The sequence below is a fragment of the Flavobacterium sp. DSP2-3-1 genome (assembly GCF_049896865.1).
Taxonomy (GTDB): domain Bacteria; phylum Bacteroidota; class Bacteroidia; order Flavobacteriales; family Flavobacteriaceae; genus Flavobacterium.
This window is the reverse complement of the sequence record NZ_JAFCVD010000009.1, coordinates 1-11902: the sequence shown is the minus strand read 5'-3', so window position 1 is coordinate 11902 and position 11902 is coordinate 1. Positions and strand designations below refer to the sequence as shown.

Sequence of the window (11902 nt, the reverse complement as noted above, 5' to 3'; positions counted from 1 at the left end):
TGATATAAATGCAAGAGGGTAATCTGTAAATATGTTTTTGAAATAAATTTAAATATAATATAATAAAAAAAAGTTTTTTTATTTGAACTAAAAATATAAATTTGCTCCACTACAAGTTTAATATAACTAAGATAATTTATTTAAAACTATTAAAATTAAAAAAAAATGGCAAACGTTAAAAAAGAAAAAGCAGCAAACGGAGGAGGAATGATTTCAGGAATCATTATTGTAGCATGTATTTTTGTTGGATGGTTAATTTGGAATTTTATAATGGGTAATGGCGCTAATTTTGAAGGTGGTGTTAATACAGGTCATCCATTACCAGGGAATATGTTGGCAATGGTTTACAAAGGAGGTCCTATTGTACCAGTATTATTAGGCTTTTTATTAATGGTTGTTGTGTTTTCATTTGAGCGTTATGCTGTAATTTCGAAAGCGGCAGGTACAGGAAATCTTGATAAGTTCATGACAAGTGTACAAAATGATATTAAAAATGGTAATATTGAAGGAGCTATTGCTTCATGTGACAAACAAAAAGGTTCTGTTGCAAATCCAATAAAGTCAGCTTTATTGAAATACCAAGAAGTTAAAAGAGAGGGTTTAGATAGCGAAGCTGCTGCTGAAACAATCCACAAAGAAATAGAAGAAGTTACTTCATTGGAAATGCCAATGTTAGAAAAGCACATGACAATTCTTTCAACTATGGTTTCATTAGGGACACTTGCAGGTTTGTTAGGAACGGTTACAGGTATGATTAAAGCATTTAGTGCTTTGTCTGCTGCTGGTACTCCAGATCAAGCTGCACTTGCAAATGGTATTTCTGAAGCTTTGATCAATACAGCCACAGGTATCTCAACTTCTGCTTTAGCAATTGTAGCTTACAACTTCTTTACGTCTAAAATTGATACTTTGACTTATTCTATTGATGAGGCAGGTAATACAATTGTAAACACGTACAGACACTTCAGAAGTACACAAAAATAATTAACAACTTAATTTACAAGAAAATAGATTCTCTTAATTGGTTTCTATTTTCTAGTAAATTTAAAAAAAAAATTGATGGCTATAAAAATGCAAAAAAAAGCAGGGTCTACGGATATGACTGCTATGTGTGACGTCGCTTTCCTTTTGTTGTCGTTTTTTGTAATGACAGCAACTGCAAAGATACCGGAAGCATTGCCAGTAGATACACCTGCATCACAGGTGCAAACTAAATTACCGGAAGATAATTTAGCTACTATAACTATTGGAAAAGGAAAAGTTTTCTTTGACCTAAAAGGTAGAGAAGTTAGAAAAAAAGCCTTGGAGTTAATGGGGCAAAAATATAGTGTTGCATTTACAGAACAGGAATTGGAAACATTTTCTCTGATGGAAGGTGTAGGAGTGCCTATTACAGCTTTAAAGCAACTTATTGCAATGAAGACTGCGGATAGAAATAAACCAGGTTTGCAGCCGGGAGTTCCTAAAGATTCATTGGATAATCAATTGAAAGATTGGATATACAATTCACGTATAGCAAATATTGATGTGAATGACAAGGAATTGCAAATCGCTATAAAAGGGGATTCAAAAGAAGAGTATCCTGCAATTAAACGAGTTATGGATATTTTGCAAGATCAAAAAATCAATAATTTTAATTTGGTTACGAGTTTAAGAGCAACACAAAAATAACTAAAAACATACACTATAATGGCTGAATTAAATACCGGTGACGGCGGAGGCAAAAAAAGTGGTAAAGTAAGAAGTAAAAAATCCAATTCAAAAGTAGATTTAACTGCTATGGTGGATTTGGCATTCTTGTTGATTACGTTCTTTATGCTGACCACTACGTTGTCTAAACCCCAATCCATGAGTTTGGGTTTGCCTGATAAGCAAGATGATCCTAATGAAAAACCGATTAAAGTTGATGAAAATCGTACCTTGACTGTTTTGTTAGGAGACAATGATAAGATGGTTTATTACATGGGTTTATTAGCAACTCCAATTGCAGGTCCTAAAGACATTTCTTATGGTAAAGAGGGTATCCGTAAAGAACTATTGAAAAGAAAAATATCAGTAGTTGAATATACCGGGAATAAAGACAAAGGATTGATCGTAATTATCAAACCAAGTAAAAAATCAAATTATCGTAATTTAGTAGACATACTAGATGAGATGGCAATTGTTGGAGTACCTTCAAATGCAATTGTTAATGATTTTTCTCCAGAGGAACTAAAACTGTTAGAAGGTAAATAAGATTTTCTTATTGCTCAATAACTTAATAATTAAGAAAAATGAAATTAGATATATTCACAAACCAATGGCTTGATATTGTATTCGAGGGTCGTAACAAAGCTTATGGAGCTTATGAGTTACGAAAATCAAATAACAAAACTACGGTTAGAGCACTTATCTTAGGTGCAATTGTTTTCGCTGTAGCTGTTAGTATGCCACTAATATTACGTTTACTTCCTAATTCAACAGAAGCTGATGACACCTTAGATACTAAAATTGTTAGTATCAAGTTACCACCAAAAGAAGAAATAAAGAAAAACATACCGCCGCCGCCGCCGCCGCCACCAAAAGTGGATCAGGTTAAATTTGTTAAACCTGTGGTTGCAAAAGCAGATGAAGTTACTGAAGAACCGCCAAAAACTGTCGAAATTAAAGATAAGAAATTAGGTGCTGAAACTATAAAGGGAGATCCAGATGCTGTTTTAACTGTTGAACCAGTTGGTACTGGAACTGCCGCAGTAGTTGAAGAGGTTGATAACCAGATTTATAACACTGCTGGTATTGAAGTTAAACCTGATTTTCCTGGAGGTATCGAGAAATTTTACAAATTTGTAGGTAGTAATTATGTAACTCCTGAAGAAGAAGGGTTGAAAGGTAAAGTTTATGTAACTTTTGTAGTTGAAAAAGACGGCTCCTTAACTGACATTAAAGTAATTAGAGATATTGGTTACGGAACTGGAAAAGAAGCTATTCGTGTCTTGAAAAAATCACCAAGATGGTCTCCTGGGGTGCAAAATGGTAAACCGGTTCGAGTACTTTATTCGTTACCAATAACCATTCAATCTGCAGAGTAATGCTGAGTAACATACTTAATAATATTAAGAAGAAATCGCTTAGAGAGCGATTTCTTCTTGTTTTAGGAATTTTGTTTTTTCTGGTTTATCTTGTTTTAGGTTTATTCATTATCTTTATGAAGAATTTTCCTTTAGATATGCAGCCTATTTATAGAGTCGCTTTTGGTGTTCTGCTGATTGCTTATGCTTCGTTTAGATTCTTTAGGATTATTAATGATAATAATGATTAGGTTATGAAAAATTCTGCTAAACTTCCGTATTTGATTTTCTTCTTAGCAATCGCTTTTGTAGTTTCTTGTAATCAAGGAAATAAATCAAAAGAAAAAGAAACTATTTTGAAAGGCTCAGCATCTATCTATGTAGATGAAACTTTAACTCCAATTATTGAAGACCAAGTTGCAGTATTCGAGAATAAATATGAGGCTAAAATTAGCCTGATCTCAAAATCAGAATCGGAAACAGTTAATTCTTTATTTAATAAAAAAAGTGCAATAGCAATTTTATCCAGAAACTTGACGCCTGAAGAACTTGAAATTTTTAAACAAAGAAAAATTAACCCTAAGATTACACCTTTTGGTACCGATGCAATTGCTTTTGTCGCTAATAGAAATGGTCAAGATTCTCTTATAGCTTTAAACGATGTTATCAGTTTTATGCAAGGAAATCCAGTTTCTTCAATAAAAGGTTTAGTTTTTGATAACTTAAATTCAAGTACGGTTCGTTATTTAAAATCGTTGGCAAGGATTAAAACGATTCCTGAAAAGGGCGTTTTTTCATTTAAGACAAATGATGAGGTTATAAAACATGTTTCAGCCAATGAAGGAATGATAGGTGTGGTGGGCGTCAATTGGCTTTCTCAGCCAAAACCTGATATGCAAAAGTATGTTGATAAAGTAAATACTTTAAGTGTAAAAGGAGTGAACGGAGATAACTACTATATGCCTTCACAAAACAATATCGCAGAAAAAAAATACCCTTTGGCACGTGATTTGTATATAATAAATTGTCAAGGATACTCTGGATTAGGAATGGGCTTTGCCTCATTTGTTGGTGGAGATATCGGGCAAAGGATAATTTTAAAATCTGGATTGTTACCTGTACGTATTCCTACAAGAAAATTTACAATAACGAAAAGTCAAAATGATGAAAAATAAATTAACTACAATGAAAATGAATAAATTTACAACTTTTAGCGTTGCCTTAATGGCCTCTGCTTTTACGACACAAGCACAAGATATTAATCAAGCTAGAAAAGCTATCGACGCGGAGCAGTTTGAAAGTTCAAAATCGATTTTAAAATCAATTATTAAAGCAAAACCTTCTAATGGAGCGGCTTTCTTTACTTTAGGAAATGTTTACCTTACTCAAAGTGTAGAGGATTCTGCTAAAATTTATTTTCAAGAAGGATTGAATGCGTCTGAGAATGCTAAACTAAATTATATCGGTTTAGGTCAGATGGATTTGAATAAAAATGATCTTACTGGTGCACAAGCTAAATTTGCATTGGCCACCAAAGACATGAGAAAAAAAGATGTTCAAGAATTTGTTTATGTAGCCAGAGCATATATGAATGCAAACAAACCTGATTATAAAGGGGCTATTGCAATTTTGACTCGTGCAGCAATAAACAATTCTCAAGATGCACAATTGCAACTTGCATTAGGTGATGCATATTATGGTGATGGGAAACAAAATGAAGCTTACGTAGCGTATAGAAGTGCTTTTCAATTAGATAATACTTTATTGAGAGCTAAAATGCAATTAGGTGTTTTGTTAAAAGGTGCTAAATCTTATGATGAAGCTTCAAAAGCGTACAATGAAGTAATTGCTATAAATCCCAATTATGGTCCAGTTTACAGAGAATTAGCTGAGACCTATTATAAAATAGCACGTAATAAGCCATCTCAAGCTGCTGTTAATTATAAAACGGCACTAGGATATTATGATAAATACATGTCATTAACTGATTACTCTATTAATTCTAGAATGCGTCGTGCCGATTTTCTTATTTTGATAGAAGATTATGTGGCTCTTGAAGCTGAAGCTAATAAAATGATTGAGTTGGACAAAGTTAATCCAAGGATTTACCGTTATTTAGGTTATGCAGCTTATAAAAATGGAAATGTGGATGTTGCTATTAAATCTTTAGAGAGTTTTATCAATGCTCCAGCGAATAAACCGATTGCTTTAGATTATTTATATTTAGGATTAACAAAAATCAAAAAAGGAACAAGTGCTGATGGTTTATCAATTGATCCGGCTGCTTTTAGTGCAGGTTTGATAGATGTGAAAAAAGCCATTGAAATGGAACCTTTAGCGGTACAAGATTTAAGTGAAGTTGGTAAAAAATTATTTACACAAAAACTTTATAATGAAGCAGCAGCAATATTTGAATTTGGAGCAAATACTAAAGAATCTTCAAATTTCCTTGATGACAATGTGTATTATGGTTTAGCAAATTATTATGCGAACACTAACAAAGGAAAAGATGTAAAAGTTGATGTTGTCGCTTTACAAAAAGCAGATGCAGCTTTCGAAAAAGTTTTGGTAGCTTCACCAACTTACCTAGAAGCTTATCTATACCGAGCAAGAACAAATAGATTGCTTGAAAAAGATGATGCAATGGTAAAAAATTATGAAGATTATGTTGCCAAAACGACTGAGTTAGGAGCAGCGGAGTTAGCAAAACCAGCAGTTAAGACGAAGTTTATCGAATCTTATAATAATATGGCCGCAAGTTTCGCTAACACTGATACAACTAAAGCTAAAGAATATTTTAAAAAAACATTAGCATTAGACCCGGCGAATAGTTATGCTTTAGAATCTTTAAAAATTTTAAAATAATAAAGATTTAAATATTTAAAATGGGAAACCGATAGTCTAGTGGCTATCGGTTTTTTTGTGGTTAGTATTTGAAGGCAGTAATTTTTTGCGATGATTTATATTCTCGTAACTATTGATTTCATTAAGTTGGTAAACTTCTTCGGTGCTTTCAAAGTTTCTTATATTAGTCACTGTTTTCAAATTATCTCTTTTCAAATTAACTATCTTTGCACTTTAAAATAATAGAATGTTATCAAAAGAAATACAGTTAGAAGTTAATAAAGGCGCCATGCTGCCATTAATGGAAGAGTTCTATACCATTCAAGGAGAAGGGTTTCATACAGGTACTGCTGCATACTTCATTAGAATAGGTGGATGTGATGTGGGTTGCCACTGGTGCGATGTGAAAGAAAGTTGGAATGCAGAATTACACCCACCGACAGCAATTGACTTAATTGTAGCAAATGCCAGTAAATATTCAGAAACTGTTGTGGTAACTGGTGGTGAACCATTAATGTGGGACATGTCTTTGCTGACGCGAAAGTTAAAAGAAAACAATAGAAAAGTTCATATAGAAACTTCTGGGGCGTATCCTCTTACTGGATATTGGGATTGGATTTGTTTGTCTCCCAAAAAAAATAAATTACCAACACAAACGGTTTACGATAACGCACATGAGTTGAAAGTGATTATTTTCAACAAGCATGATTTTATTTTTGCCGAAGAGCAAGCGGAAAAAGTGAATAATAATGCGATTTTATTCTTGCAGCCAGAATGGAGTAAAAAAGAAGAAATGACACCGCTTATAGTAGATTATGTAATGAACAATCCCAAATGGCGCGTTTCATTGCAGACTCATAAATATTTGAATATTCCTTAAAAAAATAAAGAATCCCAAATGCTGTTTAAAACTGTATTTGGGATTTTTCATTTAAAGTAAAAATGTAGACACGAGTATCACCAGCCTTTGTTTTTTTTTAATTCCGTGATATGTGCTAAATGATGGTTGCCATGCCATGCATATGTTCCAATTATTTCCTTTATTTGAAATACCGCGTTTGCATCAGGGTGAATAAAAGATTTTTGTAGATCAGCTTCTGATAGTCCATTCATTAAATACGCCAAGCGAAAGTGTAAACCTTCCAGAAAAGAAAGAGTAGGTTGGATAGGCATGGTTAAATTATCATCTAATTCAGCCCAACGATCTTCGTGATAAAATTTTATTATGGGATGATCCTCGGTCAGCGTCCATTTAATTCTAATAAAACAATTCATGTGACTGTCAGCGCAATGATGAATCACTTGTCGAATTGTCCAACCACCTTGACGATAAGGTGTTTCGAGTTGTTCCTCGGTTAAATGGATCACTTCCTTTTTCAATTGTTCAGGGAAACTTGCAATTTCAGCTATTTTAGCAGTGAGATACGTGGTGGAGTAGCTTTCCGGTACGATAAATTTTCCGATGGGATATCGTAATTTTTCTAATGTAATATTTTCCATACTATAAAATATTGTTTATAATCGAAAGTCTTGCTAAATAGTCGTAATGTTCCCCTTCGAGAATTAACTCGCTTTGTAATCCATTGGCGAAAGCCGCGTTTTGCAAAGTGTTGTAATCCATGTAAAGCCAAGGAAATTGGTCCTCTTTTTCGTTTTTATAACGTATTGTAAAAGTCAATTCGCCATAATAACCACTGCTTGGAATCCATTTGCCACCATCTTCATCATTGTCAAACATGTAAATGATATCCGAAGAATCTATAAGAATTTGTCCGTTTGGATTAAGTAAGCTTCTTAGTTTTATTAAAAATTTAGTGGTATCTTTTAGTGTTCCAAATATTCCTGTACCATTCATTAATAATAAAATAGTGTCAAATTTATTTTGAGGATTAGTAGAATCCATTTCAAGAATATTTTGAACTTGAACATTTTTCAATCCACGAAGTTTACAGGCTTCAACTGCATTTTGAGAAATATCAATCGAATGAACATCGAAATTCCTTTCGTTTTGTAAATACAAACTATGACTTCCGGCGCCACAGCCTACATCTAAAATTTTCCCCTTCGCAAGTATTAATGCTTTCTGTTCTAGTTTTGGCATTTCGGCATAAGAACGAAATAAATATTCAACGCTCATTTCATCTTCTTCTGAAATTGAGGTTTCCGTGATTAAATCTTCTGGGGAATTATTAGTTTGAAAATCAAGTATGGCTTTGCCAAAAAGGTCTTTCATTATAGTTGATGTGTTAATTTAGTTATTTGTTGATTTGTTTTAAGTAATTTCGCGACATGTTTTATCGAATAAACGAAAAAACAAACCTGCGAATGAACACTATTTTAAACAATCTCCCTAAAGAAGCCAAAGATAAGCATATCGAAAATAAAAAGTATTTTGATAAGCTGAAAAAGAAGACGCCAAAGAATTTGGATTACATAATGGAAGATTTGCATATCGCCGAATTCAAGAAAACAGATTGTTTAAAGTGTGCGAACTGCTGTAAAACCACAGGACCATTGTTTACAGATGCAGATATTGAACGTGTTTCAAAATATTTGCGTCAAAAACCACAAAAGTTTGTTGAGCAATATCTTCGCATCGATGAAGACAGGGATTATGTGTTGCAAAGTGTACCATGTACTTTTCTGGATAATGAAAATGCCTGTTTGATCTATGATGTTCGCCCAAAAGCATGCAGAGAGTTCCCGCATACGGATAGAAAAAAGTTTCAACAAATCACGGACTTAACATTGAAAAACGTAGCTATATGTCCAGCTGCTTTTAATATTGTCGAAGAAATGAAAAAGAAGTTGATTCTTTAAAAATTTTATACATCGTCTTCCTCTTCTTTTAAGAGTACTGGGATGAGGATTAATAAATCAAATATTTCGATCTCATTTCCTTAAACTGAACTAACCCGTTCCTCCAACTTTCTCTTATTTTATTTTCCGGCATTCTTGCTTCGATTTGCAGTTGTAGTTTTTTAGTTCCTGCGAGTTTTGTAAAAAAAGGATTGAAGAATTTTGATTTGTCAGTTGTCGACCTGTAGGCTTCAATTAACCATTTTAGTTCCAGTCGATTTACCTTCGCAGTCGCAGATAAATCTTCTCCGTAACATTCGATGCCATTGTAAACGGGATTTTGTGCGCCAAAATTTGGTTTCGGAATAAAACTAAAAGTACTTTTCGGTAAATATGGAGAGCCATAAATTTGAAACTGTAGTTCAGTTCCTCGTCCTACACTTACATTTGTACCTTCAAAAAGACATAAACTTGCATATAAATTAACGGCTTGATCATTTGGAAGATTTGGTGAAGGTTTTACAGGTAAACTATAGCTGATCTTTCGATTATAATTAAGACATGGAATAACAGTCAATTTGCATTGTATACCATTTTTCAGCCATTTCTCACCATTAACCATTTTTCCATATTCTCCAATTGTCATTCCATGAAGCAAGGAAACTGGATGCATTCCCACGAAACTGGTGAATGATTGTTCAAGAATTGGACCGTCAACAATACTTCCGTTAGGATTTGGTCGGTCAAGAATCAAAAGCGGAATATTATTTTCAGCACAGGCTTCCATTATATAATGTAACGAAGAGATATAAGTGTAAAATCGTGCGCCTACGTCTTGCAAATCAAAAACCATAATGTCGATTCCTGAAAGTTGTTGTGGTTTTGGTTTTTTATTGTCACCATAAAGCGAAATAATTGAAAGTCCAGTTTTAGAATCTTTACCGTCAACGACATGTTCGCCCGCATCAGCAGTTCCGCGAAAACCGTGTTCTGGTGCAAATATTTTTTGGATGGTTATGTTTTTTTCTAAAAGAAAATCTACTAAATGTATTTTATTAGAGAGAATACCGGTTTGATTTGTTACAATTCCAATTTTCTTGTTTTTTAACGATGGTAAATAGTTATTATAATTATCTGCTCCGGTTTTTGTCCTTATTTGTAAATTGGTATCAGCCTTGTCTAAATTCGATTTTATATTTCCCATTGTATCGGTTTTTCTGGCAGAATAGGAAGTTGAAATGATTATCAGAAATATTAAACGAAAAGATATTTTAAAAAATGAGTTCATATATAGGAGCAAATAAAATTAAGGTCAATTAGTGTAATTCGTGTTTTAGCTGTATTTTTGGCTTAAGCAACGCAGACTGGCGAAGCAAATCCAAATCAGAAAAGTAATTAAATTGAATTTAGAATATTTCATCGCCAAACGTCTTATTACTGCTAAAGATTATAAAAGTAGCATTTCTGCTCCAATTATAAAAATCGCTATTTCAGCAATTGCCATCGGTATGATTATGATGATTGTTTCAGTAGCAACCGGAATTGGGCTGCAGCAAAAAATTAGAGAGAAAGTTTCGGCTTTCAATGGACATATCATTATTTCAAATTACGATAACAATCAATCTGAAGTGACATTAGTTCCAATTTCTAAAAAACAGGATTTTTATCCAAAGTTTACTTCAGTTCGTGGAGTAGAACATATTCAGGCCATTGCCAGTAAAGCTGGTATTATTAGAACCGAAACCACTTTCGAAGGAATTGTCTTCAAAGGAGTGGGAACTGATTATAAGTGGGACAATATAAAGGAATACATTGTTGAAGGTAGAATTCCAAATAACAAAGGAAAGTTAAATGAAGAAGTTGTGATATCTCAGTTTATTGCAAATCGGTTGAATTTAAAAGTTGGTGATGCATTCAACACTTTCTTTATGAAAGAGAAGGGGTTTAACCTGAGGAATTTTGATGTTGTTGGGATTTTCAATTCTGGTTTTCAAGAATTCGATGCTACCTATATAATAGGAGATATTCGTCACATACAGCGTATTAATAAATGGGCTCCAGATCAAATAGGAGCTTTCGAGATTTTTGTAGATGATTTTAATACTATAGAATCAATTGGTGAGCAGGTTTACGCACAAACAGCATCAACGTTAGATACTAAAACTATAATCGAGAAATACAGTTATATATTTGAGTGGCTTCAACTATTCGATTTCAACATCGTTGTTATTTTAGTAGTTATGATTCTTGTCGCCACAATCAATATGGTAGTAGCTTTATTAGTGCTGATTCTCGAGCGAACCCAAATGATTGGAATTTTAAAAGCGTTAGGGGCTAATAATTGGTTAGTACGAAAAATATTTCTGTACAACGCCTTCTATCTTATAGTAAGAGGACTCTTCTGGGGAAACCTAATCGGTATCTCATTATTGTTAATCCAACAACAATTTGGTGTAATCCAACTTCCACCAGAGAACTATTACGTCAATCAAGCGCCAGTTTATCTAAATTGGGGTTACATACTTTTATTGAACCTGCTTACCGTGACCGTTTGTTTCCTGGTACTATTAATTCCTTCCTATATAATAACCAAAATTTCACCAGTCAAAGCCATACGTTTCGATTAGATTTTCATTTGGGCGTTACCGTTTATAAAAAAGAGGCTATTATCGATATCGATAATAGCCTCTTTTTTATAAACGGTCGGGCTATTCGCTGCAAGTCCTCGCAAAACTCCATTTCATTTCGTTTTCCTGTGGGCTTTTCGCTGCTATCCCTGACGCGAACCTCGGTAATCTATAACTTGTTGTTGTTTTTACGAATATTATGATACCTTATATATAGGAGTGAAAAAGTAATAGCACAATTTAGTTCTATATAATGTATAGAACAAAACCATTAGTTAGCTTAATCATGTTTTTGAATAATGGCACAGAAGCAACATTTGAAGTCGCAAAGCGTAGTCATAAACAGGGAATAGTGCAATAAAGCTTGAATTCATCAAGATTGTATAAATAGGAATGGATAGTAAAAAGCGATCTGTCCGCAATGAAATTGGCGATTTGGAAGTACAAATGGTTTTATTTGGTGTTTGATTGTAGATTTGTTTAAAAAACTTGTTCTTTCAAAAAACATGATATCAGTTAGTTAAAGATAAAGTTAAGAAAAGGTCAAAAAAAAGTGTTTAAAAAGCTTGAATAACCCAATAAAGG

At 33.4% G+C, this 11902-nt stretch carries 13 protein-coding genes; 10 read left to right on the top strand and 3 right to left on the bottom strand.

All coding sequences use genetic code 11. From position 1 onward, the window contains the following. Positions 1-165 precede the first annotated feature (165 nt). The 8 genes from ACP7AT_RS11270 (at position 166) to ACP7AT_RS11235 (ending at position 6771) form a co-directional block, all read left to right on the top strand. Positions 166-984, top strand: a complete 819-nt coding sequence (locus ACP7AT_RS11270) for a MotA/TolQ/ExbB proton channel family protein (RefSeq protein WP_426064418.1) — start codon at positions 166-168, stop codon at positions 982-984. 87 nt (positions 985-1071) lie between these two features. Further along, positions 1072-1671, top strand: a complete 600-nt coding sequence (locus ACP7AT_RS11265) for an ExbD/TolR family protein (RefSeq protein WP_426064417.1) — start codon at positions 1072-1074, stop codon at positions 1669-1671. Between the two features lie 18 nt (positions 1672-1689). Continuing rightward, a complete protein-coding gene (locus ACP7AT_RS11260; protein WP_426064416.1) occupies positions 1690-2235 on the top strand; it encodes an ExbD/TolR family protein in 546 nt (181 codons plus the stop codon). 38 nt (positions 2236-2273) lie between these two features. Further along, positions 2274-3068: an energy transducer TonB gene (locus ACP7AT_RS11255; RefSeq protein ID WP_426064415.1), complete on the top strand. Its 795-nt coding sequence runs from the start codon at positions 2274-2276 to the stop codon at positions 3066-3068. Continuing rightward, positions 3068-3298, top strand: coding sequence for a hypothetical protein (locus ACP7AT_RS11250; RefSeq protein WP_091204157.1), 231 nt, complete (start codon positions 3068-3070; stop codon positions 3296-3298). Before ACP7AT_RS11255 ends, ACP7AT_RS11250 begins: the two co-directional genes overlap by 1 nt. 3 nt (positions 3299-3301) lie before the next feature. Beyond that, positions 3302-4222 carry a PstS family phosphate ABC transporter substrate-binding protein gene (locus ACP7AT_RS11245; RefSeq protein WP_426064414.1) on the top strand — a complete coding sequence of 307 codons (921 nt, stop codon included), beginning with the start codon at positions 3302-3304 and terminating at the stop codon, positions 4220-4222. A gap of 16 nt (positions 4223-4238) precedes the next feature. Next, positions 4239-5912, top strand: a complete 1674-nt coding sequence (locus ACP7AT_RS11240; protein WP_426064413.1) for a tetratricopeptide repeat protein — start codon at positions 4239-4241, stop codon at positions 5910-5912. 226 nt (positions 5913-6138) lie between these two features. After that, entirely contained in the window at positions 6139-6771 is a 633-nt protein-coding gene (locus ACP7AT_RS11235) for a 7-carboxy-7-deazaguanine synthase QueE (RefSeq protein WP_426064412.1), read from the top strand. A 77-nt stretch (positions 6772-6848) separates the two neighbouring features. Here the strand turns inward: ACP7AT_RS11235 and ACP7AT_RS11230 are convergent, their stop codons facing one another. After that, the gene (locus ACP7AT_RS11230) at positions 6849-7391 is read right to left on the bottom strand and encodes a YfiT family bacillithiol transferase (protein ID WP_426064411.1); all 543 of its coding nucleotides are present in this window, start codon (positions 7389-7391) and stop codon (positions 6849-6851) included. 1 nt (position 7392) lies between these two features. Next, positions 7393-8124 carry a class I SAM-dependent methyltransferase gene (locus ACP7AT_RS11225; RefSeq protein WP_091204149.1) on the bottom strand — a complete coding sequence of 244 codons (732 nt, stop codon included), beginning with the start codon at positions 8122-8124 and terminating at the stop codon, positions 7393-7395. A gap of 92 nt (positions 8125-8216) precedes the next feature. Here ACP7AT_RS11225 and ACP7AT_RS11220 point away from each other — a divergent pair, with 92 nt between their 5' ends. Then, positions 8217-8711, top strand: coding sequence for a YkgJ family cysteine cluster protein (locus tag ACP7AT_RS11220; protein WP_426064410.1), 495 nt, complete (start codon positions 8217-8219; stop codon positions 8709-8711). Positions 8712-8760: 49 nt separating this feature from the next. Here ACP7AT_RS11220 and ACP7AT_RS11215 read toward each other — a convergent pair whose 3' ends face one another. After that, complete coding sequence (locus ACP7AT_RS11215) at positions 8761-9894, bottom strand: exo-beta-N-acetylmuramidase NamZ family protein (RefSeq protein WP_426064409.1); 1134 nt, start codon at positions 9892-9894, stop codon at positions 8761-8763. A gap of 196 nt (positions 9895-10090) precedes the next feature. Here ACP7AT_RS11215 and ACP7AT_RS11210 point away from each other — a divergent pair, with 196 nt between their 5' ends. Then, positions 10091-11317, top strand: coding sequence for an ABC transporter permease (locus ACP7AT_RS11210; RefSeq protein ID WP_426064408.1), 1227 nt, complete (start codon positions 10091-10093; stop codon positions 11315-11317). The last annotated feature ends 585 nt before the right edge of the window (positions 11318-11902 follow it).